This window comes from Burkholderia sp. BE17 (assembly GCF_009362305.1).
GTDB classification, from domain to species: Bacteria; Pseudomonadota; Gammaproteobacteria; order Burkholderiales; family Burkholderiaceae; genus Burkholderia; species Burkholderia pyrrocinia_C.
Window position 1 is genome coordinate 1 of the sequence record NZ_WHNU01000059.1, and the last position, 23,877, is coordinate 23,877.

Below are 23,877 nucleotides of genomic sequence, written 5' to 3' on the forward strand. Positions count from 1 at the left end.
GGGCAGGCGTGGGCACGGCGAAGATCGAATGACGAGGAACGTCCACCAGTATAAGTGGATGCCGCCCGGCCTGCCGGCAGCGTCACATCGGTCCGCAGATGCGCGATGTGATCTCGCTCGTCCATCACGCAACCGACATCGATTCGTTCATGCAGGCCGGCGATATCCGCAACACCTGCTTCGCCGGGCCCTGTCCGGTCCGGTCACGACGGCGATCCAGGTCGAGCGTCTCTACCATCCGGATCTGCAGATCGAGATCACGGCTGCGGCCGGAATCCCGCTGGCGCGGTTTCGCCGGCCTTCGCCTCATGCATGAATCGCAGCCGCCTCGCGCGGCGTTGCGCGCCGGCCGGGGCATACCCGGCCGGCAGCGCACGCGAAACCCGCGCTTACTTCGACGGCGCACCCGGCTTCACGGCATCCGCGCCCGACTTGTCGCCCAGCGGCTGCCACGCGGCGCCGAGCGCATACCAGTCGATGCGGCGCGTGAGCGTCATGATGCCGGCGAGGATCGCGAACAGCAGCAGCGAACCGAGCATCAGCGCGTTGTCCTCCGACAGCAGCAGCCCGTAGAGCGCCGCATACAGCATTGCGAGCAGCGCCGCGAACGTCGCGCCGCGCTTCACGCTGTGCAGCACGAACGACAGGTAGAAGCCGAGCAGCCCGATGCATGCGCCGCTTGCCGCGAGATACGCATAACCGAACGCGATATGCTCGGACAGGCTCAGCAGCAGCAGGAAGAACAACGCGAGCGACAGGCCGACCAGCAGGTACTGGATCGGGTGAATGCGCAGCCGCTTCACGAGTTCGTACATGAAGAAGCTCGCGAACGTGAGCATCACGAACAACGCGCCGTACTTCGTCGCGCGTTCGGCCTGCAGATAGACGTTCACGGGTTCGATCACCGATACCGACGCCATCTCGATCGCGCCCTCCCCGTTGCCGGTCGCGACCTGCTCGCGCGCCTTCGTGTTGAACGACGTCACGTGCCAGTTGCCGGTGAAGCCGTGCGCATCGATCGTGCGCTCGCCCGGCAGGAACGCGCCGCCGAAGCTCGGATGCGGCCACGTCGATTTCAGCGAGAAATCGTTCTGGTCGGCCACCGGTGCGAACGCGACGGATTCCGCACCCGCCAGCGGCAGGCCGATGCTGAACGGCACGACAGCCCCTGCGTTTGCGTCCGCCAGCGCCGCGAGATCGATATTCGCGTGCACACCCTGGCGCAGGCTGTCCAGCCGCGTACCCTGCTCCACGTCGAACCGCTTGCCGCCGAGGCGCAGGTCGGGCTGCGCCTTCAGCCCGCGAATGTCGCCGATGCCGATCGCGACATACGCGCTGTCGACCGCGAAGCTCACGTGGCCGTCGGCCTGCGGCAGCTTCTTCAGGTCCGGCAGCGCAAGCGTGCCCGTCAGCCGGCTATCCAGCCCGTACACGAGCGCCTTGTGGATGCCGCGATAGCGCACCTCGACGTTGAGCGTGCCGTCGACGTTCAACGTCTTCGGAAACACCAGCAGGCGCTTCGTCTCGCTTCTCAGGCTCGTTTTCGCCGCGCCGCCGGCCGGCGTGTCGTCGCGCACGCGCGTGACTTCCGTGTAATGCACGACGAGCACCGGCCCCGTCACCGTCTGTGGCCCCGCGTAGCTGGCCCAGATGCTCTGCAATGCGCTCTCGCGATACTCGGCGCGTTCCCGCACGATGCTTTGAACCATGTGCAGCGGGATCAGGATCGCCAGCGCGAGAAACGCGGTGATCACGGATTTGAACAACAGGACTCGATTCATTGCTGACGGGTACCGGAGTGGAAGATGCGGTCAGCATGAACGGCCCCGGTGAACGGCGATTGAAGCCGGTGTGAAGCGAATGTGTGGCGAACGTGAAGCGCGCTCAGCCCGGCGACGGCAGCGTGAGCGTCGCGCACGCGCCGCCTTCGTCGCGGTTCGCGAGCGCGACCTGGCCGCGATGCAGCATCGCGACTTCGCGGACGAAACACAGCCCGAGTCCCGTGCTGCGATCCTGCCCGTCGGGGCGCGGCAGCGAATAGAAGCGTTCGAACACGCGCGACAATGCATAGTCGGGCACGCCGGGGCCGTCATCGGACACGCGCACCACCGCGACATGCGCCCTGCCCGCCGGCTGCCGTTCGAGCGCGATCCGGATCGTGCTGCCTTGCGGCGCGAAATCCAGCGCGTTGTCGAGCAGGTTGCCGAGCGCCTGGCGCAGCAGGAACGGATCGCCTTCGACGACTGCCGGATCGGCCGCGTCGTTCGCGCCGTTCGCGTCGATCCGCAGGCTCACGCCGCGCTGGCGCGCGCGCGGCTCGATATCCTCGACGAGTTGCTCGAGCACCGGCAGCAGCGCGACCGGCTCGCGTACCGACAGGCGCTGCTTCTGCTCGACTTCGGCCAGCGCGAGCAGCTTGCGGATCATCTGTTCGAGGCGGCCGGCCTGGCGGCGGATGTTCTCGGTGAAGCGCCGGCGGTTCGCGACCGGCATCTCTTCCTGCAGCAGTTCCGCCGCGCCGCTGATCGCGGCCAGCGGGCTTTTCATCTCGTGCGTGAGCGTGTGGATATAGGTTTCGACGTACTGCCGGTCCTCCAGACGCTGGTGCATGCTCTCCACCGCGCGCCCGAGCTCGGCCAGCTCGTTCGCGCCCTGCAGCGGCATCGCCACGCGCTCGCCGGCCGCGATCGCGCGCGCATAGCGTTGCAACCGCCGCAGCCCGAGCACCAGCCACCATGTGCAGGCGGCGCCGATCAGGATCGCGCCGCCCATCAGCAACGCGCCATACAGCATGATCTTGCGCTGGCTGCGCGCGATGAACGGCTCGACCGTCTGGTTCGGTTTCGCGATCGTCAGCACGCCGATGATCTCGTTCCCGCGCCGGATCGGCGCCGCGACGTGCATCACGGTGCTGCTGTCGTCGTTCGGATCGGCACGCGTGCTGCGTGCGCCGTATTCGCCGCGCAGCGTCCGGTACACGTCGTTCCAGCGCGAATAGTCCTGCCCCACTGCGCTGCCGGTCGAGTCGTAGCGCACGATGCCGTGCACATCGGTGATGTAGATGCGGTAGCTGATCGTGTTCTTGTGCATGCCCCACACGTTCGCGCTGACCGGGTTCTCGTGCAGTTTTTCGAGCTGCCGCGCGAAGGCGCCGTCGGCGATATGCCCGTTCGCCATGTCGGCGGCGGCCAGCGTCGCCAGCACCTGTGCGACGTCGACGAGCGTGTCCTCCATCGCCTCGCGCACCCCCGGCTTCACCTCCTGCACGAACACGCGCAGCGTGATCAGCGCGGCAAGACCGACGATCAGGAAAAAACCGAAGAAGATGCGCAGGCCGATATGCATGGCGGTGCCCGTCGTTACGGTTGCAGCGAATAACCCATCCCGCGATGCGTGCGGATCGGGTCGCGCTCGGGATCGATCGCGCGCAGCTTCGCGCGCAGCGTCTTGATGTGCGTATCGACCGTGCGGTCGGCCGAATCGAGCGCCTCGTGCCACACGAGGTCCATCAACTGCTCGCGCGAATAGATGCGCCCCGGATGCCGGACCAGCAGCGCCAGCAGGCCGAATTCGTAGCGCGTGAGGTCCAGCGCGTGGCCGAGCCACGACACGCGCGCGCCTTCGGTGTCGAGCACGAAGCCAGACGCGGTTGGCGCGGTTGGCGCGGCCTGCGCCTCTGCCGGCGCGGGTGTCGGTGCCGGCGTGGCCGTGCGGTAGAAGCGCCGCAGGATCACGCGCACCCGCGCGGCCAGCTCGCGCGGCGAAAACGGCTTGACCACGTAATCGTCGGCGCCGATTTCGAGCCCGACGATCCGGTCGATTTCGTCATGCCGCGCGGTGAGGAAGATCACCGGCACGTCGGTGAACGTACGCAGCCGCCGGCACACTTCGAAGCCGCTGAGGTCCGGCAGGCCGACGTCGAGCACGACCAGGTCGAAGCGCGACTCGCGCAGGTGGTCGAGCGCCGCCTGCCCGAGCGTGCAGTGGACGGTCTGCATGCCGTCGGTGCCGAGGGCGTAGACGATCGTGTCCGCGATCGCCGTTTCATCTTCGACGATCAGGATCTTGGGCTGATTCATGGTCTCAGGCTGGGCTCGCACGTTTCCGGTGCGACATTGTACGCACGGCCGGCCGCGGCGCGAGCCGCGACGCGGCGAGCCCCGCCCGCGCGTGCTACGCCACGCGGCCGTTTACCGGAATCGACGCGCCGGTGATCGCCTGCGCATCGGCCGACAGCAGGAACCCGATCGTCGCCGCGATCTGTTCCGGCCGGACCCAGCGCGTGAAATCCGCGTCGGGCATGTCCGCGCGGTTCGGCGGCGTATCGATGATGCTCGGCAGGATCGCGTTCACCGTCACGCCGCGGTCGAGCAGTTCGGCCGCCAGCGCCTCGGTGAGACGCGCGACGCCGGCCTTCGCGGCCGCATAAGCGCCCATGCCCGCGCCCGCCTTGAACGCCGCGCCCGCGCCGATGTTGACGATACGGCCGGCCGGGCTCGCGAGCAGGTACGGCAGCGCGGCCTTCGACGCGTTCAGCGCGGTCTTCACGTTCAGCTCGTACATGCGGTCCCACGTGGCGGCGTCGCCGTCGGCGATCGTCTGCCATACGAACGCACCGGCGATGTTCAGCAGCGCGTCGACCCGGCCGAATTCGCGGTTTACCGATTCGAGCGCCCGTGCGGCGGCCTGCGGGTCGACCAGGTCGATGCCGCCGATGCGCAGCGCGTCGGCCGGCACGCCGGGCAGCGTCTGCGCAGCCGGCGCGGCGCCGCGGCCGATCAGCGCGACGCGGGCGCCGCGCTCGCCCAGCCATGCGGCCGTCGCGACGCCCAGATGACCGAATCCGCCGGTGATCGCGACTGCCTTGCCTTTCAGGTCGTGTTCCATCGATGTGCTCTCCTGGATCGAGGGTGGATTGTCGATGCGTGATGCATGGGTCATGCCGGCCAACGCACAGGCGTGCGCGGCTGGCGTTTCGACAGCGTAGCGCCGTTCACGCCTGCGTGCGCGCGGCGACGAGACTGCGGCGCAGCTCCCCCGCCGTTTCGCGCTGGTTGCCGGGACGCCAACCCGGCGGCGGCATCGCGAAGCGCATCGCTACCCACATGTCGCGGGCCGTCGCGATGTCGCAGGCGAGGCTCGCCCGGTGCTTGAGTTCGACGACGAACGGATTGCGTGAGCGGGTCGGCGTGACGAGGCGGTAGCGGCATCGCGCGTTGGCTCGTTCGGCTCGTCGGCTCGTCGGCGCGTCGGCGCGTCGGCTCGCTCGGCTACGCACAGCGACCAGGTGGCTGCCGACGGCGTCGGCGAGCCGACGCGCCGCGACTCCGCACGCGAGGCCCGGCAGGCACGCATGCAAACAGCCGGGCATAATGCGCGAGGCCCGTTCGGCGTGGCGCGAGCCGCGACCGGGCCGTGCCGGGCTACCCGACGCCTACGCCGATCCCGATCAAATACTGAACCTCAACCCGTCAATCCCATGCAAGTACTCGTCGTTGGAACCGGCAAGCTGGCCAATGAGCTGCTCGGCTCGCACAAGCTCGACCCGGCAACCTGTCGCGTGATGCGCTGGTCGGACAGCGCGCGAACCGATGAGCGGCGTAACGATGCCCGACGTGGCGACGCCCGATCGATCGTCGTGCATGCCGGTTCCGGCCGCGAACTCCCGGCCGCGATCGCGTTCTGCGAGGCCACCGCGTCGCCGCTCGTCGAACTGTCTACCGGCTCCGACGTCGAAACCGGAACGCACGGCTTCCCGGTCGTGCTGTGTCCGAACACGAACATCCTGATGCTCAAGTTCATGAGCATGCTCGAAACCAGCGGCCACCTGTTTCGCGACTGCGAGATCAGCCTGACGGAGTCGCATCAGGCAGGCAAGACGTCCGTCCCCGGCACGGCCGTCGGCATCGGCCAGTCGCTCGGCGTGCGGCCGGAAGACATCCGCTCGGTGCGCGACCCGAACGTGCAGCGCAGCGAATTCGCGATCCCCGACGACCAGCTCGGCCGCCACGCGGTTCACCGGATACGCATCGACGACGGCGCGTGCAGCCTGCAGTTCGAATCGCGCGTGTACGGCGCGACGCCCTACGCGGATGGCGTGTCGCGCATCATCGAGGCCGTCCGGCAGCACGATCTCGAGAACCGCCGCTATTCGATCGTCGAGTTCATCCGCAACGGCTGGCTGTAGTCGCGGCAATGTGCGGCGGGGCCGACGATCGCGCCGCCGCAGAACCCTGCCGGCGAAATCGCGCCACGGCCGCATCGGATGCCGGTTCGACGCCGCCGTCACAGGTCTGCCAGCACCGCGCCGCTCTCCGGCAAAGTCGCGCCGCCGTCGACGACGATCGTCTGCCCCGTGATGTACGCAGCATCGGCCGAGGCGAGAAACAGCATCGCGTTCGCGATGTCTTCCGGTTCGCCCATCCGCGCGAGCGGAATGTCGCGCGCGATCTGCGCCGCGACCGACGCGTCGCCGAGATTGCCGGCCGCCGGCGTGCGAATCATCCCCGGCTCGACACCGTTGACCGTCACGTTGCGGCGCGCAAGCTCCAGCGCCGCCGCGCGAATGAAGCCGTTCACGCCGGCCTTCGACGCAGCGTAGTGCGCGAGCCCCGGATAGGCGACGCGCGGCCCCGTCACCGACGACGTGACGAGCAGCCGCCCGCCCCCCGCACGCTCGAATGCGGGCAACGCGGCCTGCGCGAGCCAGAACAGCGCCGACAGGTTGACCGACAGCGTTCGCTCGAGCGTCGGCTCGTCGATTTGCGCGAACGGCGTCAGCGGAAAATACGCGGCATTGTGGACGACGACATCGAGCCGGCCGCCGTCGCGCTCGACCGCCCCGACCAGCGCGCGCAGTTCGTCGCGGCTGGCGGCATCCACCCGATACGCGCACGCATCGCCGCCCGCGCCGGCAAGCGCATCGGCCTGCGCGGCGGCGGCCTCGCCGTTCAGGTCGGCGAGCGCGACGAACGCGTCGGACTCCGCGAAACGGCGCGCGATCGCCGCGCCGATCCCTTGCGCGGCGCCCGTGACGAGCACGACACGCCCGCTGAAATCCGCACGCAGGCGGCCGCTGTCCGGCACGGCATTCATCGCTGCGCCTCGCCGCCGAGCGGATACACGGTTTCGTTCAGCACCTGCGCATGGGCACCGATCTGGAAATTCGACAGCGCGCCGAAATCGCCGCCCTGGTAGCCGAAGATCTTGCCGTCGGTCTTGCGCTGCGCGAGGTCGATCAGCACGACGCCGAACGTCGGCACCACCTTTTCGCGCCACACGAACAGATACAGCTCGTCGGCGATCCGGAAGTAGTGGCAGCGGTCGACGTCGGCCAGCCCGCCTTCGACGCCCTGCAGGCACTGCCACGCGTAGAAGTTCTCGTTCAGGTAGATGTGCTCGTAGCATTCGGTCGGGCTGTAGCGGTACATCGTCCGCTTGCCGATCAGTTCGCGCGTCGGCCCGTGCAGCGGCCCCGGCCGTGCGTGACCGCCGAGCGTGCCGTGCCGGAACGCCGCGTCGACGGCCGTCAGCGGCAGCCCGCGCGCGACGCGCGTGAACGCGTCGATGCGCGTGTCGGCTTCGGTCGGCAGCGTGCCGACGACCGACGTCCATACGCCGCTGTCGAGATCGATCACGAGGCTGACCGACGTCGCGCGGGCGGCCGTATCGATGTAGTCGACGAAGTACAGAGCGTCGCGCAGCCGCGTGACGCGGCACGGTTCGCGGCCGCCCGTGCCGGTCGCCGCGTCGCGCCACTGCAGCGCGCCCCGCTCGAACGTATAGACGCGCCAAGCGCCCGATACATCGCCGAGCGCCAGCGTACGCCCCGCGAGCGCGTCGACGGGCGCAAGGATGTTCGCTTCCGGCGCGAAGCCGTCCGCGAGCGCGCCAACCTGAATGAATACCGGATCCTGTCGTTCCACCTGCCGCCTCCCGCGCAGCTTCAGGCCCGGCGGGCCGTATACGCTGCTCATGTGTACATGGTGCGGGCTGCGCGCGCCGCGCGGTATCGGCCAAAAGGATGAAGGGCGCGCGGCGGCGGAACGCGCTAAAGTGCACGTGATCCGCGCCGCACCCGGCGCGAGGAGCGCACATGCACCGTGTCACCCACTACCGACGGACCGGCGAAGGCATCGAGGCGATCAGCCTCGAATCCGACCGCGCGTTTCCGCGCCACGCGCACGACGAATTCGGGGTCGGCGTGATCGTCAGCGGCGCGCACCGGTCGTGGAGCGGCCGCGGGCAGGTCGACGCGCTGGCCGGCGACGCGATCATGGTCAACCCCGGCGAAATGCACGACGGCTCCCCGATCGATGCCGGCACGGGCCGGCGCTGGCGGATGCTGTACCTCGCGCCCGCGCTGGTCGCGGGCGTCGCGGTAGAAGAAGGCCTCGGCGGCGTCGAGCTTGCGCATCCGGCGGTGCGCGACGCGCGGCTCACGGCTGCCGTCGGCCGGTTGCATGCGCGCATCGTCGCCGGGGAAACCCAGCCGCTGGCCCGCGACGAGGCGCTCGTGATGCTCGTCGCGGGGTTGCTCGCCCGGCACGCGAACCGCACGTTGCCGGCGGCCGGCGTCGCGCCGGCGATTCGTGTCGCCCGCGAACGGCTCGACGCGGCGCCAGCCGCGCCCGTTTCGCTCGCCGAACTGGCCGATCTGAGCGGCGTGAGCCGCTTCCAGTTGCTGCGCGGGTTTGCGCGCGAACTCGGCATCACGCCGCATGCCTACCTGATTCAGTCGCGCGCGCGGCTGGCGCGCACGCTGCTCGCCAGCGGCCTGCCGATCGCGGATGCCGCGGCCGAAGCCGGTTTTGCCGATCAGAGCCACCTGACGCGCGCATTCGCGCGCCAGTTCGGGATCACGCCGGGGCGGTTTACGCAGGCCGGTTGACGCCGGTGGCGTCCGCGCGCAACGCGATCGGGCGCATGGCGATCGAAGACGGGTTCCGCGTCGACGATCGTGGCTGCTGCTGCTTCGGCTTCGGCTTCGGCTTCGGCTTCGGCTTCGGCTTCGGCTTCGGCTTCGGCTGCGGCTTCGGCTTCGGCTGACACTAACACTGACGCACGCTCGCAAGGCGGCTCCGCGCACCGCCCTCGACATCCCCTCGCGCCCGCTGCAATTTCATTCAAGACGCGCACCGTCGCCGTACGCGACGATGCGGCGCATGAAGACACGACTGATTGGCTATCTCTATCTCGCCGCCGCGATGGCGGGCGTCGGCAGCACCGTCATCGCGAGCCGTCTCGCGGCCGGCGGCCTGCCGCCGTTCGCGGCCACGGCGCTGCGCTTCCTGATCGCGACACCGCTGCTGTTCGCGCTGATGCGCGCGCAGCGAATGCGCTGGCCGCGCATTTCCCCACGCGACGCCGTGCTGCTCGTCATCCAGGCCGCGGCGGGCGGCGTCGGTTATACGGTGCTGCTGATCAGCGGCACGAAGCTGTCGTCGCCGCTCGATGCGGGTGTGATGCTCGGCACGCTGCCGGCGATGTCGACGCTGATCGCGGCTGTCGTGCTGCGCGAGCGGCAGACGCCGCGCGACTGGCTGGCCGCCGCGCTCGCCACGGCCGGCGTGCTGTTCGTCACGTTCGCGCCCGGCCAGGCCATGCCGTCGCTCCAGACGCTTGCCGGCGATGCGCTGGTGCTGGCCGCCGTCGCGTGCGAAGCCGTCTTCATCCTGCTCAACCGGCGGCTGGCCGCATCGTTGCCGCCGCTCGCGCTGTCCACCGCGATGTCGGGCCTCGGCTTCGTGCTCGCCCTCGTGCCGGCCGCGTTCGAATGGCGCGCGGCGGCAACCGGCTGGACCGTCGGCGCCGTGTCGGCGATCGCCTACTACGCACTGGTGCCGACCGTGCTCGGCTACCTGTGCTGGTATGCGGGCTCCGCGCGCACGAGCGGCACCGAGGCCGCGCTGTTCACGGCGGTCGCGCCGGTCTCGGCCGTGCTGTTCGCGGTCGCGCTGTTCGGCGAGACGCTGACCGGCACGCGTGTCGCCGGCATCGCGCTCGTCGTCGCAGGCATGCTCGTCGGTGCGACGCGGCGGCGCGAACCGCCCGCGCACACCACCACGCGCGATGCGAAGCCGGCGAACTCGATACAGCCTGCAAGCCCCGCGCCGTCGGCGCAAACCGCCACCGACTGACCCGAACCCGCGCTCATGCAAAAACGACGGCCGCGCATTTCCGTCACATGGCCGGTCGATCCCCCTACTCTCGCAAAGCCGCCGGCGACTGTAGGAATGTGTCCGCGCGCCGCAAAACCGTTGCGCACCACCGCACAAGATGCAATATTCGCGTGGCCGGAACCTTTGACAACCATCTAACAACAAGCCGCCAAGCAATGAACAGGAAGGATGCCAAAACAAGAATCGCGGTGCTGCTGTCCGCGGGAACGAGGAAGGCCGACGTGCTGGCCGAGCTGTCCGGACAGGGGCTCAAGGATCGCGTGATCGCAAGCCTGATCGCGTCGCGGCCCGATCCGGAACGCTGTCGCAAGAACAAGGTGCACACCTGGATCCTGGTCGCGCTCGGCACCCTCCAGCTGGCGATCAGCCTCGTGCTCGCCTATTACTTCTCCGCCGCCGCCGGCGACCTTGGCGTGTCGGGCGCACTCGGCAATGGCCTCGTCGTCGTGTTCCTCGCGCTGACCGTGCCGCTGTCGCTGCTGTTCATCTGGGGCTTCGCGACCCATCGCGTCGGCGCGTATCACGCGTTCATCCTGCTGTCGCTGCTGCAGTTGCCGAAGACCGTCGCCGAGCTCGGACGCGATCCGTCAACCGCGCTGCCGGGCCTCGCGGTCACGCTGGTGCTGGTGGGCTACGTCTGGTTCGTGCGCAACCGGATGTTCCCCGACTACGGCTGGTTCACGCCGCGCAAGGTCGAAGGCCGCTATGCGTTCGTCGAACGCGCGTGACGCCACCGGCGTCAACGCCGCGCTGTCCAAAAAAATGTTCATCGTGGATTAGCGGGGAACGCGGGGCAGACTGTCGGCGGTCGGCCATATGGCGTCTTTCGCTCGTAGCGTCGCGTAGACATTCAAAGGTCGGGTCCAGTCGCGAACTGGACGTTGGTTTTCGCGAAGTCTGGATGTTGCACACCAACGGCCGCGCGGGTGAGCTGACAACGGCGACACGACATCCGTGCAGCACTGGTCGCACGTCGCGCACTCAATCCATATCTCTGCGCGGCCCGATCGTCAGAACTACCGCCCGGGGATAAAGAGCGAATTCAGTTCGAAGTCGTCGATGGAACCCGATGGCACAATGGCTTTTCCCTCGATTGCCGGCACGGCCAAAACCAGGGCTCGCGCGACACGGTGCGCTTCGACAGGACGAAAGGCCGCGGGAAGCAGCGGTCGCAGCAACTGGCTCAGCCAGATGCCGATCTTTTCGCCGTAGCGCGCAGGCTGTTTCAGAGCCTTCCGGTCTCCACGCAGGAACGAAGGCCGTACCACGACGAAGGTTTCGGGGCCTAGCGCGGCAAGTGCATCTTCGAGTTCGCCCTTGACGCGGTTGTAGAACACGATCGACCGTGCATTTGCGCTGATGGCGCTGACCATGCCAAACCGTCTTGCACCAGCCGCCAGACTGGCTTTCGCAACAGCAAGATTGGCTTCGAAGTCCACGGCGCGAAATGCGGAGCGGCTTCCCGCCTGCCTGATCGTTGTACCCAGCGCAAGATATGCTTCGTCGACTGGAGGCAAAGGCGGGATCGACCGGAAATCCACCAGGTGAACCGTCAGCTTTGGACTGCGTACCGCCAGTTCACGCCGGCATAGAGCATGCACCTCCGCCACGGAAGGATCGTCGAGCAGTTGCCGAAGGATATTGGCTCCCACGAGCCCTGTGGCGCCGGCAACCACAACCCGGCGATGAGACGGCGGCTGGCGTACATGCGCCAGATCGGATGACGACTGCTGGAACGAGGTTTGCATCATCTGTCAGCGGAGTGTTGCGTTGGAAATTGGCGCGTCCGGTGCGGAGCGTAGCACCTGCCGCCGCAGCCGGAGAAGCGCCTCCAACTGCGGAGCGGCGGACTTTGCCGCGTCGTAACCCGCCTGCCGCACACGCTCCCTTCCGGCTGCGTCCCGAGCGCCCGCGGGCGAAACGGCCGGCGCGATCAGGACGTCCGCTTCAGCCAGTTCGTTTTGTGCGATCAGTCAACTCTGGACCTGCGTGGTCCTCAGCACGATGGACACGATAGAAGTTGCGGGATATCGGGGACTGTGACAGTAAATGTCTACCGCGACGACGATGTCGGCACCCATGGCCCGCGCCACGCGGACGGGCACGACAGACGTGACCCCGCCGTCCACGAGCATACCGTCCCGATATCGCATCGGGACAAACACGCCGGGGATCGACGCAGACGCTCTCGCGGCCTCGCCTGCGTCCCCCTGCGTCCCCCTGCGTCAGGATGACGGGTATGGAGCGCTCGAGGTCACTCGCTACGGCTGCAAATCGCTTCGGAAAACGTTCGATGGGCTTGCCTGCCACAAGCGAGTCGACCCAGCGGGCGAGCGCTTCTCCCTTGACGAAGCCCATTCCAGCGGAAGTGAGATCCGCGAGCGAATAGACCCTGGTGTCTTCCGCGCTGGTCCATAGCTCGCCCGGCGAAGCGCCGGCAGCATAAGGCGCGCCGACAACGGCGCCGATGGATGCCCCGACCACGATATCGGGATCGAACCCGATCGCCTCCAGTGCCTGCAATACCCCGATATGGGCATAGCCGCGCAAGCCGCCGCCACCGAGGACGATCGCGACGACGGGCCGGTGACGGAGCGGGTCTGACGTCATGTCTGTCTCGGTCCGCATTTCCTCCAGCGTCATGCCGCGAAGACCGTCGTCGCGCGCCGCCTCGCTCGTGCTGGAAGGTCCCGCGCAGGACGTCGCCAGAAGCGCGCACAACAGGGCAGGTAGCACGCACCTCCATGACAGTTTCATCGGACCGTTCCAAAAGACCTGCCGGTAAACGCCCGTGGCATCCGGTCGTCCCTTGTGTCTTTCCCGCTGTATTGCGTTACCCATTCACGCGATGGAACACCCTGGTCTGTCCGAGGGCGGATATACCGAGGTAGCCGCGCAGATGCATCTTTCCGTCCTTGATGGTCGCCTTGCAGGTGTATGTGCGGCCCGAGGACCCGTCGTAGAGCGAGCCTCCGGTCCATTCACCGTCGTCCCAGCGAAGGCCGGACAGAAACACGATGTTCTTCAGCGAGCGGGAGCGCAGCGCAGGGTCGGGGTTCCTCGTGTCGAGCTTGAAGGTAACGTTATCGGACTCCACCACCTGATTTCCGTACAGCAGGCGTGCCTCGAAGGCGGCGCCTGCCTTGTACATTTCGAGCTTCACGCTGCCGTCGTCGGCTTCCCATATTCCAACGATCCCGTCGGCTGGAGCCTGCTGGGCATGAGCGGTTAGCGTGACAAACAAGCTCATGACAAAGAGCATCATGAAGACGGCCGATTGGCGTAAAACCAGGCTTGCGTTCATGCCGGTGATCCTATTGAGGGGTTTCGAGGAAGCAATCTCGTTCCGGGCGTCCGGCGGACCGCAGCCCTCACAGAGGCAGCGCACGCCGTCCGGCAGGACCGGCTCACGCACACGAGGCGTGATCAAGATTGCGACAGACGACCGGATCGTAAGGACTGAGCCCGGATCGCACAGTGGCGGATGACGCCGCTCCTGTTGCGAGTAGCGCCATTCTTCCCGGAACGGGAGGGCTGGGTGGCGGATCGCTTTCTGGTCGCCGTTCTCGCCATGGCGCGAATTGCGACCTTTGTGGCGTCTTTCGTTAGTGCGCCGGCGCCGTGCGGAGAGTAACGTTCACTCCAGTCAGAACTCGCTGAGAGACCACGATGTTTGATAGAAGCAAGAAGACGGCCCTCGTGACGGGCGCCTCCTCGGGCATGGGCAAGGAAATCGCCCGGCAACTGATCCACGACGGCTTCCAGGTCTACGTGGCTGCACGGCACGTCGACAGGATGATCGACCTGGAACGCCTCGGCGCGAGGCTGCTGCGCATGGACCTTTCCCGCGAAGCAGAGATCGTGTCGGCAGCCGGGACAATTCTCAGGGAAACCGGCGGAGTGGACGTGCTCGTCAACAACGCCGGGTTCGGGCTGTACGGGCCGGTGGAGGACATCGGCATCGAGGAGGCGCGATACCAGTTCGAGGTCAACGTGTTCGGCACGGCCCGCCTCACGCAGTTGCTCCTGCCTGCCATGCGCGAGAAGGGAAGCGGCACGATCGTCAACATCACGTCGATGGGCGGCAAGATCTATACGCTGCTCGGCGCGTGGTATCACGCGACGAAGCATGCCCTCGAAGGCTGGTCGGATTGCCTGCGGCTCGAGCTCGCGCCGTTCGGCATCCGCGTCGTGATCGTGGAGCCCGGTCTGATCGAGACGGGGTTCGGCGACGTGGTTTCGCGCAGCCTGCTGGCCCGCTCCGGCAGCGGTGCCTACGCGAAGCTGACCCAGGCTGTCGCAAAGTCGACGCAGCAAGCCTATGGCAACGGACGCGGTACCGACCCGGGTGTCATCGCCAACGTGGTATCGCAGGCCGTGCGCGCGAAAAAACCGCGCACGCGATACGTCGCCGGCAAGTACGCGAAACCGATGATCCTGATCCGCGCCTGGTTTGGCGACCGCATGTTCGACCGCATGATCATGAGCCAGATGCGCTAGGATGGTCCGCGCGCCCGTCACGGGCCGGGCGCGCACGCGCGGCAAAGGCTATTCCACGTAGAGGCGACGATGGGCGCAGTCATGGCAGACAGATGCAAGATACCGCAGGCGTTCTGGCGCGCGATTGCGCACGCCGGCTTGCCGCCGGCCGCGGTACTGCGCCAGGCCCGGTTACCCGCCACGCTGCACCTGAATCCGCAGGCGCTTGTGAGTACCGAGCAGTACTTCGCGCTATGGAAAGCGATCGGGCAGCTGGCGCCCGAGCCTGGTCTGGGCATCGCGCTGGTGACCCGGAGCGAAGCCGAAACGCATCCCCCTTTCCTTCTTGCCGCATTCCATGCCCGGGACTATCGCGATGGCCTCGAGCGGGTAGCCCGCTTCAAGAGGCTCTGCACGCCGGAGCAGCTACACATCTCCGAAGACGGCGCCGAATGTACGCTCACCTCGCAGTGGCCCTACGCAACTGAACCCGAACCCGCCGTTGCCACCGACGTCACGTTTGCGACGCTGCTCGAGCTCGGCAGGCGGGGCACCGGGCAACACCTGACTCCGCGCCGCGTGGAGTTCGTTCGCACAGGCCCCAAGGAAGAGGTCTACCGCGAGTATTTCGGCTGCCCGATTCGCCACGGCGCGTCGCGCAATGCGCTCGTGCTGAAGTCGGCCGATCTGGACCGTCCGTTTCCCGGCCACAACCCCGAACTGCTCGACATGCTGACCCCCGCACTTACGGCAGCGCTGGGGGAAATCGAAGCGCGCAGCTCGATCCGCGAGCAGGTGAAAGTCGTACTCAAACGATGCCTCGCAAGCGGCCGGCTGGAACTGTCGGACGTGGCGAGCGACCTCGGGATGAGCGAGCGGACGCTGCAACGGCGCATCACGGACGAAGGCACGACATTCCGGGATCTGCTTGCCGAGGCTCGACAGGAGCTCTGGCGCCGGTTGCTCGCGGACCCGGCGGCGGGCATCGATGAGGTTTCCTGCCTGCTGGGTTACCAGGACACGAGCTCGTTCTATCGCGCGTTCCGCGATTGGGAGGGCGTCACCCCGAACCGCTGGCGCGAACTGAATTCGCCGGGCATTGCCGCCGAACCGATCTGACGCGCCCCCCGCACGCTCTTTGCCCAAACTTCTCTCCGTAGCTTCGACTCGTTGCCGGCCATGCAAAGACCGGTGGTCGAAGCTGTCCTGCAGTCCGCCACAGTGAAGCAGCTGCTGCGCTGCGGCGCACGTCACGTCCATTCGATTGGCGCCGGGTGCAACGGGCATGGCGCGCTCTGCCAGTGCATCCGATCTGGCAAGGCGGTACAAATCTGCCTGCAACAGCTATCCATTTCGAGAGGCATTCCATGACAGAAAAAGTGTGGTTCATTACCGGTGCATCCCGCGGCTTTGGCCGCATCTGGGCCGAGGCGGCACTCGCGCGAGGCGACAAGGTCGCCGCGACGGCGCGACAGCTGGCCAGTCTCGACGGGCTGGTCGAACGTTATGGCGACGCGGTGCTTCCTCTCGCGCTCGATGTCACCGACTCCGCTCAGGCTGGCCACGTCATCGCGCAGGCACATGCGCACTTTGGCAGGCTCGATGTCGTCGTGAACAATGCGGGCTACGCACTGGTGAGCGCGATAGAGGAAGCGAGCGAAGCCGACGTTCGCGCCGAGTTCGAAACCAACTTCTTCGGCGCCTGGCGCGTGATCCGGGCTACGTTGCCGTTTCTGCGCGAGCAGCGCCAGGGCCACATCGTTGGCGTATCGAGCGTTGCCGGCATTGTGGCGGGGCCTATCGTCGGTTTCTATCACGCCTCCAAATGGGCGTTCGAAGCAATGCACGAGAGCCTCGCGCAGGAGGTCAAGGACTTCGGGATCAACGTCACGCTGCTCGAACCCGGCGCATTCGCCACCGATTTTTCGAGTCAGGCATCGCTGAAACTGGCGGCCGGCAACGATGCCTATGCCGCTCTCCGGGCACGGGTCTTTTCGTCCAGTGGACAGATCGATTTCGGCGACCCCCGCTCGACCGCTCAGGCTGTCCTTGAGATCGTCGATACGGCCAATCCGCCATTGCGTCTCTTTCTCGGCACCGAAGGGCTTCCTGTCGCGCGTTCCGCATACGCCGAGCGTCTTGCCACCTGGCAGGCGTGGGAGCCGGTCTCGAGTGCGGCGCAAGGCAATTCGAGGCGGCAGGATATTTTGCTGTGAAAGCAGGCAGTTCCCACGTCCAGCCGTGCCGGCCCGAGATTCATCGAGCCGCAATGCCTGCATAACGGCTGGGTGTCGCTTCGCACCAGGCCAATCCGCCATCCCAATCACTGGATTTCATCGACCGGACAACCGATGCCACTTCACTTCTCCTGCACGATGTGCGGTCGGTGCTGCCGGGACCTCCGGGTGCCGCTCGGCCTTTCCGAAGCGCTGGACTGGCTGCGCGATGGCGGTGAAGTGCAGCTACTCTGTGAAGCCATTCCCTGGCTGGTCGAGCCGGCGGCGGATGATCTGGCCGCCGCCTACAAGTTCCGGCGCTCGTTCGCGGCGTTAAGCGGTACGTTACCGTTGCGCGTTATCGTGACGGTCGTGGCTGCGTTCGAAGGACCGTGCCCCCATCTGCAACCCGATCTGGCATGCGGCATTTACGAGCGGCGGCCGCGCGTATGCCGCATTTATCCTGCCGAGATCAACCCGTTCATCGAACTTCGCCCGGCTGGAAAGGCATGTCCACCGGATGCTTGGAGCGATCGTCATCCTGTGCTGGAAGCGTCGGATCGATACGTGGAGCCGTCGCTTGTGGCAGGCATCGACGCTTTCCGAGACGCGGACGTGGGCGATGTTGGCGCGAAACTGATGCTGTGTGCCGTCCTTGGCGTGAGTTCGACTGCGCTCGCCAATGAGGGTTTCGTCGCTGTGTTGGTGGAACGCGAGGCGATGATGCGGGCAATCGGGACTGCAATCGATAGGGCCGAAGCCATCGAGGGCAACGCGTGTGCGGAATCTTGGACCGTCGTTTCGAATCGCCGCCGGTCCCGTGAGGCGCTCGCCTCGGTCGACGCTCGTACCGTAGCACCCGAAGCGTTGCCTGCCCAACAAAAGTATCTGGGATTTCACGCGTCCAGCGACGATTAATCAGCGCCTCTTGGCCAGCAATCGAGCCCCGGGCGCGCATGATGTTTGCGATGCCAAATTGAGGTAGCAGTCTGCGCGAAGATGGATGTCGGACACCGCCTCAAAGCCGTCATTGAAGTTCCGCTGATCCGAAGGGTGGGTTCGGGTCGGCAAGCACCATCCACGGAATTCCGCAAAGAACCAAAAAAAGCGCCGGGCCGCCCCGCAATCGCGGGACGGCCCGGCGCCTTCTGCATTCCGGAACCGGTCGGCTTACTTGGCCTTTTCGGCCGTATCGCTGATCGCCTGGCCACCCTTCGAAATGTCCTGGCCCACGCCGGCGACCGTATTGCAACCGGCGAGCGCAGCGGTCACAACCAGCAACATTGCAGCAATCGTACGCGTCATTCTCATTCTCCTTCGAATCAACAAGCCCGACCGGGCGAATCGTTTGCGGCATGGCGCCCTGCCGATGCAGGGCACGGGGCCTGACCTGATTATACGGAGACGAACGCCGCGCGCCAGTAAGAGCCCGTCGAGCGTCATACGTGCCGCACAACCCGATCACGCAGATTTTCCTTGACTTCACTGCGCCACGAACTAATATACGCACCGCGTATATTTTCCGTCAGGAGCCGCCGATGACCGTTCCCCAGCAAGCCTTCCTCCGCGACGCGATGCGCCGCCTCAACATGACCCGCGAAGCGTTCGCCAATCGCATCGGCGTCAGCCGGCGCGCGCTCGATACCTGGCTGCTGCCCGACGATTCGCAGGAATCGCGCGGGATGCCCGAGATCGTCGAGCGCTTCGTGTCGGAAATCGTCGAGCGTTCGGCACCGGAAGGTGGGGGCTATACGCAAAGCGTAGACAACCACGGGCTCGCGAAGCAGTTCCTGTTCGAAGGCAAGCCGCAGTTGCTGTCGGTCGACCAGTTCTCGCGGGAGTCGGTCGAAGCGCTGTTCCGCGTGGCCGACGTGATGCAGCCGATCGCGCGGCGCCACAAGATTTCGCGCGTGCTGGAAGGCGCCGTGCTCGGCAACCTGTTCTTCGAGGCCAGCACGCGGACGCGCGTGTCGTTCGGCGCCGCCTTCTGCCGGCTCGGCGGCTCGGTGTGCGACACGACCGGCTTCACGTTCTCGTCGATGGCCAAGGGCGAATCGATCTACGACACGAGCCGCGTGATGGCCGGCTACGTCGACGCGCTCGTGATCCGCCACCCGGAGAAAGGCTCGGTGGCCGAGTTCGCGCGCGCGACCAACCTGCCCGTGATCAATGGCGGCGACGGCCCCGGCGAGCACCCGAGCCAGGCGCTGCTCGATCTCTATACGATCCAGCGCGAGTTCTCGCGGCTCGGCAAGATCGTCGACGGCGCGCACATCGCGCTGGTCGGCGATCTCAAGTACGGCCGCACCGTGCACTCGCTCGTCAAGCTGCTCGCGCTGTACCGCGGGCTCAAGTTCACGCTCGTGTCGCCGCCGATGCTCGAGATGCCCGCCTACATCATCGACCAGATTTCGACGAACGGCCATGTGGTCGAACAGACGACCGATCTCGCGGCCGGGCTGCGCGGCGCGGACGTCGTCTACGCGACGCGGATCCAGAAAGAGCGCTTCACCGACGAGTCGTTCGAAGGCTACACGCCGGATTTCCAGATCAACCAGGCGCTCGTCGACTCGGTCTGCAAGCCCGACACGCTGATCATGCACCCGCTGCCGCGCGACAGCCGGCCCGGCGCGAACGACCTGTCGGTCGACCTGAACCGCGACCCGCGCCTCGCGATCTTCCGGCAGACCGACAACGGCATTCCGGTGCGGATGGCGATCTTCGCGGTGCTGCTCGGCGTCGAAAACCTCGTGCAGCATTCGATGCGCGACGCGACGTGGCGCCCGCCGGCATATCTCGGGCCGGAGGACGCGGTGTTTCACGGAGTCGATTGAGCAGCACCGGAGGTCTCGCGCCCGCCTGCCATCGCTTCAGGGGCCGGACGCACATGCCTGACGCAGAACGCGCCGTGTTGCACGGCGCGTTTTTAATTTCGGCGCAGTTTTGGAGGCTGGCAACCGGGCGCTACCGCACCCACGGATCGATCACGCGAAGCCCCACCGCCTCGAACGGTGCGACATCGCGCGTGGCCACGAGTGAACCACGACACAGTCACTCTACCCGGCCCGACAAGCCCGTCACATCTAGCCATTCGGCCATTCGTCACGTCCCAACCACCCCGTAACATTCGTCAACAATCCCGTCACAAACGCGAACAAGAACGCTTCTCATTCAGCGATAAATTACATAGAATGCCGACTGAAAACAAATCGTAATAATTCCCGGCGGTGTGCACCTTTCCGTAGCGCCCAGCCTCCGGGGCCACATCGCGAGGTCGAAGCGCACCATGAAATCCCGTTCCGACGAGCTGAAGCTCGGCAAATTCACCACCCTGTGCAGCGTGCTCGCCGCGAGCCCCGCATTCGCCGACGGCACGCCGCCGCCGCCCCCGTCCAGCACCGAAGGCCATCTCGCGCCGATCGAGATCCAGGGCAAGACCGAGCACAGCTACAAGGCCGACTTTTCCGCTTCCGCGAAATTCACCGCGCCGCTCGTCGACACGCCGAAGTCCGTCACCGTGATCCCGCAGGAACTGATCCGGAACAGTGGCGCGTCGACGCTGACCGAAGCGCTGCGCACCGTGCCCGGCATCACGTTCGGCGCCGGCGAAGGCGGCAACCCGCTCGGCGACCGTCCGTTCATCCGCGGCTACGACACGCAAGGCAGCATGTTCGTCGACGGCATGCGCGACACGGGCGCCACGACGCGCGAGATCTTCAACACCGAACGCGTCGAGATCACCAAGGGTTCCGACGGCGCATACGGCGGCCGCGGCGGCGCCGGCGGCAGCATCAACCTGATCACGAAAACCCCGCACCTCGGCACGACGGCCAGCGCGAGCGCGGGCCTCGGCACCGACCGCTATCGCCGCTTCACGGCCGACGGCAACTGGCAGTTCGCCGATCACGCCGCATTCCGCCTGAACCTGATGAGCCACAACAACGACGTCGCCGGCCGCGACGCCGTCAACAACGAGCGCTGGGGCGTCGCGCCGTCGATCGCATTCGGCCTCGGCACGCCGACGCGCGTGACCGCGAGCTACTACCACCTGTCGACCGACGACATGCCCGACGGCGGTATCCCATACGTCTACGGCTTCAACATCCCGAAGGGCGTCACCGACGGCCCGGCAAACGTCGATCGCCACAACTTCTACGGCCTGCGCGACCGCGATTTCCGCAAGACCACGTCGGACATCAGCACGATCAAGATCGAGCACGACATCACGTCGTCGCTGACGATCCGCAACACAACGCGTTACACGGAATCGACGCAGGACTACATCTGGACGCAGCCCGACGACAGCCAGGGCAACGTGGTCAACGGCAAGGTCTGGCGCCGCAACAACAACCGCAACAGCTCGATCAACAGCATCGCGAACCTGACCGAGCTGTTCGGCGAATTCCGCACGGGCCCGTTCAAGCACAGCTTCACGACCGGCATCGAGCTGACACGCGAATGGGGCAAGCGCGACACGTACACGGTCGCGACCGGCACCGGCAAGATCTGCCAGAACGGCATCGGCGCGGCATCGGGCTACAACTGTACGAGCCTCTGGTCACCGAACTCGAACGATCCGTGGGCCGGGTCGATCACGCGCGACAACGACTACGCGCACGCACGCACTGTGACGAAGTCGATCTACGGCTTCGACACGATCGAGCTGACGCCGCGCTGGCAAGTGAACGCCGGTCTGCGACTCGACGACTACTCGACGCGCTTCACCGATACCGCCGCCAAGGGCGGCAAGACCTACACCCGCGACGACACGCTCGTGAACTGGCAGGCCGGCCTCGTGTTCAAGCCCGCGCAGAACGGCAGCATCTACGCGTCGTATGCGACGTCGTCGACACCGGCCGGCATGCTGCTCGGCGAAGGCAGCGAAACGCAGTCGCTCACGCCGGGCCGCGGTGGCGTGGGCCCCAACGCCGACCAGATGTCGCCCGAAAAGAACCGCAGCATCGAGCTCGGCACCAAGTGGAACGTGCTGAACGACAAGCTCGCGCTGACCGCCGCGCTGTTCCAGATCGACACGACGAACGCGCGCGTGACGCTGCCGAACAACCAGTATGCGATGGTCGGCAACAAGCGCGTGCAGGGTCTCGAGCTCGGCGTCGCCGGCCAGATCACGAAGCAGTGGCAGGTGTTCGGCGGCTACACGTACATGAAGAGCGCGCTGCGCAACAACGGCAAGGACGCGGCGAACGACGGCAACCGCTTCCCGAATACGCCGAAGCACAGCCTCACGATGTGGTCGAACTACGACGTGACGCCGAAGTTCACGGTCGGCGGCGGCGCGTTCTACATGTCGGAAGTATTCGGCGATCCCGCGAACCAGCGCGCCGTGCCGTCGTACTGGCGCTTCGATGCGATGGCGCAGTACCGGATCAACAAGAAACTCGACCTGCAGCTGAACGTGAACAACCTGTTCAACCGTACGTACTTCGACCAGGCATATCCGGCGCACTACGCGTCGATCGCACCGGGCCGCTCGGCGTTCGTCACGCTGAACGCGCGCTACTGATCGATGGAGGCCGTGTCGCTGAAGGCGCTCGCGTCGGTATCGCCGCGCGAGTTCGCCGACATCCTGGCCGGGCCGCCCGAGCGCGCCGCCGCGTGGGTCGCGGCGGCGGCCGACAACGGCATCGTCGATGCGCAGGCCGTCTACGGGCAGTACCTGCTCGACGGCCATGGCGTGGCACGCGATCCGGCTGCCGCGTTCAACTGGTTCCGGCACGCCGCGCGGGCCGGACATCCGATGGCGATGAACATGCTCGGCCGCTGCTACGAGTTCGGCTGGGGCACCGCCGCGTGCGCGCCGGTCGCCGTGTACTGGTACCGGCTCGCCGCGCAGGCGGGGCTCGACTGGGGCATGTACAACTACGCGACGGCGCTCGCGCTCGGCAACGGCGTCGACGAGAACCGCGCCGACTCGCTCGACTGGTTCCGCCGCGCGGCCGCGCTCGGCCATGCGAAATCGATCAACCTGATCGGCGGCTTCTACGAGGACGGCTGGGTCGTGTCCGTCGACACCGACGCCGCGTTCGACCACTATCGCCGCGCGGCCGTTGCCGGCGACTTCCGCGGCCAGTTCAACTTTGCGCGGCTGCTCGCCGAGCGCGGGCGCATCGACGAAGCGCTCGTCTGGCTCGCGCGCGTGCCGGCCACCGCGACGCCCGCGTTTATCGCGAAGATGCACGCGTATCTCGCGTCGTCGCCGCTCGACGCATTTCGCTCGGCGGCGCTGCAACTGGCGCCGCACGCAATGGAATCCGCATCATGATGCTTCATATCCCCGGCGTATTGACCAAGCCGCAGGTCGCGCAATGCCGCGACCTGCTCGATGCGGCCGAATGGGTCGACGGCAACGCGACATCCGGCGCGCAGTCGGCGCTTGCCAAACGCAACCGGCAGTTGCCGGAAGGCTCGCCGGCTGCGCGCGCGGTAGGCGATGCGATCCAGGATGCGCTCGCGCGCCATCCGCTGTTCTTTTCGGCGGCGCTGCCGCTCAAGGTGTTTCCGCCGCTGTTCAACCGCTATGAAGGCGGCGAGACATTCGGCACGCACGTCGATAACGCGATCCGGCTGCTGCGCGGCACGGATTTCCGCGTGCGCAGCGATCTGTCGGCGACGCTGTTTCTCGAGGAACCCGATGCGTACGACGGCGGCGAACTGTGCGTCGAGGATACCTACGGCGTGCATCGCGCGAAGCTGCCGGCCGGCGATCTCGTGCTGTATCCCGCGTCGAGCCTGCATCACGTGACGCCCGTTACACGCGGCGAGCGCGTTGCGTCGTTCTTCTGGATCCAGAGCATGGTGCGCGACGATGCCGACCGCACGCTGCTATTTCAACTCGATACGCAGATTCAGCAGCTTTCCGCGGACAAAGGTGCGCACGACCGGGGCGTGATCGCGCTCACCGGGATCTATCACAACCTGCTGAGACGGTGGGCGGATGCCTGAGCCATGTGGCGGGCCCCCCGCAACATCCTGAAACGCGT

At 66.7% G+C, this 23,877-nt stretch carries 24 protein-coding genes and 3 pseudogenes; 14 read left to right on the forward strand and 13 right to left on the reverse strand.

The genetic code is table 11. The annotated features are described in order from the left end of the window. Positions 1–86: 86 nt before the first annotated feature. Positions 87–316: pseudogene (locus tag GD429_RS41425) on the forward strand (Rid family hydrolase); the annotation flags it as partial. Positions 317–389: 73 nt separating this feature from the next. On the opposite strand, the gene creD reads toward GD429_RS41425, so the two are convergent. The 5 genes from creD to GD429_RS41430 all read right to left on the reverse strand — a co-directional run bounded on the left by creD (position 390) and on the right by GD429_RS41430 (position 5,371). After that, the gene (gene creD, locus GD429_RS36115) at positions 390–1,781 is read right to left on the reverse strand and encodes a cell envelope integrity protein CreD (RefSeq protein WP_152864478.1); all 1,392 of its coding nucleotides are present in this window, start codon (positions 1,779–1,781) and stop codon (positions 390–392) included. Between the two features lie 103 nt (positions 1,782–1,884). Further along, positions 1,885–3,345, reverse strand: a complete 1,461-nt coding sequence (creC, locus tag GD429_RS36120) for a two-component system sensor histidine kinase CreC (RefSeq protein WP_152864480.1) — start codon at positions 3,343–3,345, stop codon at positions 1,885–1,887. 14 nt (positions 3,346–3,359) lie between these two features. Next, complete coding sequence (gene creB / locus GD429_RS36125; RefSeq protein ID WP_152864482.1) at positions 3,360–4,079, reverse strand: two-component system response regulator CreB; 720 nt, start codon at positions 4,077–4,079, stop codon at positions 3,360–3,362. A gap of 94 nt (positions 4,080–4,173) precedes the next feature. Then, complete coding sequence (locus GD429_RS36130) at positions 4,174–4,887, reverse strand: SDR family NAD(P)-dependent oxidoreductase (protein WP_152864484.1); 714 nt, start codon at positions 4,885–4,887, stop codon at positions 4,174–4,176. Between the two features lie 106 nt (positions 4,888–4,993). Next, positions 4,994–5,371: a hypothetical protein gene (locus GD429_RS41430; protein ID WP_227792008.1), complete on the reverse strand. Its 378-nt coding sequence runs from the start codon at positions 5,369–5,371 to the stop codon at positions 4,994–4,996. Positions 5,372–5,479: 108 nt separating this feature from the next. On the opposite strand from GD429_RS41430, the gene GD429_RS36140 reads away from it, so the two are divergent. Next, a complete protein-coding gene (locus tag GD429_RS36140; protein WP_152864486.1) occupies positions 5,480–6,187 on the forward strand; it encodes a dihydrodipicolinate reductase C-terminal domain-containing protein in 708 nt (235 codons plus the stop codon). 98 nt (positions 6,188–6,285) lie between these two features. On the opposite strand, the gene GD429_RS36145 is transcribed toward GD429_RS36140, so the two are convergent. Together GD429_RS36145 and GD429_RS36150 are read right to left on the reverse strand one after the other, a co-directional pair. Then, a complete protein-coding gene (locus GD429_RS36145) occupies positions 6,286–7,095 on the reverse strand; it encodes an SDR family oxidoreductase (protein ID WP_152864488.1) in 810 nt (269 codons plus the stop codon). After that, positions 7,092–7,976 (reverse strand): molybdenum cofactor biosynthesis F family protein, encoded by an 885-nt coding sequence (locus GD429_RS36150; RefSeq protein WP_152864490.1) that lies wholly within the window; start codon positions 7,974–7,976, stop codon positions 7,092–7,094. Before GD429_RS36150 ends, GD429_RS36145 begins: the two co-directional genes overlap by 4 nt. A 119-nt stretch (positions 7,977–8,095) precedes the next feature. Between GD429_RS36150 and GD429_RS36155 the strand changes: the two genes are divergently transcribed. The 4 genes from GD429_RS36155 (at position 8,096) to GD429_RS36165 (ending at position 10,909) form a co-directional block, all read left to right on the forward strand. Beyond that, entirely contained in the window at positions 8,096–8,890 is a 795-nt protein-coding gene (locus GD429_RS36155) for an AraC family transcriptional regulator (protein ID WP_152864492.1), read from the forward strand. A 35-nt stretch (positions 8,891–8,925) separates the two neighbouring features. Continuing rightward, positions 8,926–9,048 carry a hypothetical protein gene (locus tag GD429_RS41715; RefSeq protein WP_265334706.1) on the forward strand — a complete coding sequence of 41 codons (123 nt, stop codon included), beginning with the start codon at positions 8,926–8,928 and terminating at the stop codon, positions 9,046–9,048. A gap of 116 nt (positions 9,049–9,164) precedes the next feature. Further along, complete coding sequence (locus GD429_RS36160) at positions 9,165–10,139, forward strand: DMT family transporter (RefSeq protein ID WP_227792010.1); 975 nt, start codon at positions 9,165–9,167, stop codon at positions 10,137–10,139. Between the two features lie 197 nt (positions 10,140–10,336). Continuing rightward, positions 10,337–10,909 (forward strand): permease, encoded by a 573-nt coding sequence (locus GD429_RS36165; RefSeq protein WP_152864496.1) that lies wholly within the window; start codon positions 10,337–10,339, stop codon positions 10,907–10,909. A 288-nt stretch (positions 10,910–11,197) separates the two neighbouring features. Here GD429_RS36165 and GD429_RS36170 read toward each other — a convergent pair whose 3' ends face one another. The 4 genes and pseudogenes from GD429_RS36170 to GD429_RS36180 all read right to left on the reverse strand — a co-directional run bounded on the left by GD429_RS36170 (position 11,198) and on the right by GD429_RS36180 (position 13,485). After that, entirely contained in the window at positions 11,198–11,932 is a 735-nt protein-coding gene (locus GD429_RS36170) for an NAD(P)H-binding protein (protein ID WP_227792019.1), read from the reverse strand. Positions 11,933–12,154: 222 nt separating this feature from the next. Beyond that, positions 12,155–12,346, reverse strand: a complete 192-nt coding sequence (locus tag GD429_RS42190; protein WP_415748975.1) for a hypothetical protein — start codon at positions 12,344–12,346, stop codon at positions 12,155–12,157. Positions 12,347–12,464: 118 nt separating this feature from the next. Then, positions 12,465–13,022: pseudogene (locus GD429_RS42195) on the reverse strand (patatin-like phospholipase family protein); the annotation flags it as partial. After that, complete coding sequence (locus tag GD429_RS36180; RefSeq protein WP_152864497.1) at positions 13,015–13,485, reverse strand: DUF2147 domain-containing protein; 471 nt, start codon at positions 13,483–13,485, stop codon at positions 13,015–13,017. The gene GD429_RS36180 and the pseudogene GD429_RS42195, both read right to left, overlap by 8 nt. A 365-nt stretch (positions 13,486–13,850) precedes the next feature. Here GD429_RS36180 and GD429_RS36185 point away from each other — a divergent pair, with 365 nt between their 5' ends. The 4 genes from GD429_RS36185 (at position 13,851) to GD429_RS36200 (ending at position 17,794) form a co-directional block, all read left to right on the forward strand. After that, the gene (locus GD429_RS36185; RefSeq protein WP_152864499.1) at positions 13,851–14,681 is read left to right on the forward strand and encodes an oxidoreductase; all 831 of its coding nucleotides are present in this window, start codon (positions 13,851–13,853) and stop codon (positions 14,679–14,681) included. 69 nt (positions 14,682–14,750) lie between these two features. Continuing rightward, positions 14,751–15,779, forward strand: a complete 1,029-nt coding sequence (locus GD429_RS36190; protein ID WP_152864501.1) for an AraC family transcriptional regulator — start codon at positions 14,751–14,753, stop codon at positions 15,777–15,779. A 248-nt stretch (positions 15,780–16,027) separates the two neighbouring features. Beyond that, positions 16,028–16,876 carry an SDR family NAD(P)-dependent oxidoreductase gene (locus GD429_RS36195; RefSeq protein ID WP_152864503.1) on the forward strand — a complete coding sequence of 283 codons (849 nt, stop codon included), beginning with the start codon at positions 16,028–16,030 and terminating at the stop codon, positions 16,874–16,876. 159 nt (positions 16,877–17,035) lie between these two features. Further along, on the forward strand, positions 17,036–17,794 hold the full coding sequence (locus GD429_RS36200) for a YkgJ family cysteine cluster protein (protein ID WP_152864575.1): 759 nt from the start codon (positions 17,036–17,038) through the stop codon (positions 17,792–17,794). 252 nt (positions 17,795–18,046) lie between these two features. On the opposite strand, the gene GD429_RS36205 is transcribed toward GD429_RS36200, so the two are convergent. After that, positions 18,047–18,181 carry an entericidin A/B family lipoprotein gene (locus tag GD429_RS36205; RefSeq protein ID WP_021158165.1) on the reverse strand — a complete coding sequence of 45 codons (135 nt, stop codon included), beginning with the start codon at positions 18,179–18,181 and terminating at the stop codon, positions 18,047–18,049. Positions 18,182–18,414: 233 nt separating this feature from the next. Here GD429_RS36205 and GD429_RS36210 point away from each other — a divergent pair, with 233 nt between their 5' ends. Beyond that, positions 18,415–19,710: an aspartate carbamoyltransferase gene (locus tag GD429_RS36210; protein ID WP_152864505.1), complete on the forward strand. Its 1,296-nt coding sequence runs from the start codon at positions 18,415–18,417 to the stop codon at positions 19,708–19,710. A gap of 130 nt (positions 19,711–19,840) precedes the next feature. Here the strand turns inward: GD429_RS36210 and GD429_RS41925 are convergent. Then, positions 19,841–19,918 (reverse strand): annotated as a pseudogene (locus GD429_RS41925) (VapC toxin family PIN domain ribonuclease); the annotation flags it as partial. 244 nt (positions 19,919–20,162) lie between these two features. Between GD429_RS41925 and GD429_RS36220 the strand changes: the two are divergent. From GD429_RS36220 to GD429_RS36230, 3 genes are read left to right on the forward strand one after another with little or no spacing between them, the layout of a single operon-like run. Then, a complete protein-coding gene (locus GD429_RS36220; RefSeq protein WP_152864507.1) occupies positions 20,163–22,400 on the forward strand; it encodes a TonB-dependent receptor in 2,238 nt (745 codons plus the stop codon). 3 nt (positions 22,401–22,403) lie between these two features. Further along, positions 22,404–23,159, forward strand: coding sequence for a tetratricopeptide repeat protein (locus GD429_RS36225; RefSeq protein WP_152864509.1), 756 nt, complete (start codon positions 22,404–22,406; stop codon positions 23,157–23,159). Then, positions 23,156–23,839 (forward strand): Fe2+-dependent dioxygenase, encoded by a 684-nt coding sequence (locus GD429_RS36230; protein WP_152864511.1) that lies wholly within the window; start codon positions 23,156–23,158, stop codon positions 23,837–23,839. The genes GD429_RS36225 and GD429_RS36230 overlap by 4 nt, the downstream gene beginning before the upstream one ends. The last annotated feature ends 38 nt before the right edge of the window (positions 23,840–23,877 follow it).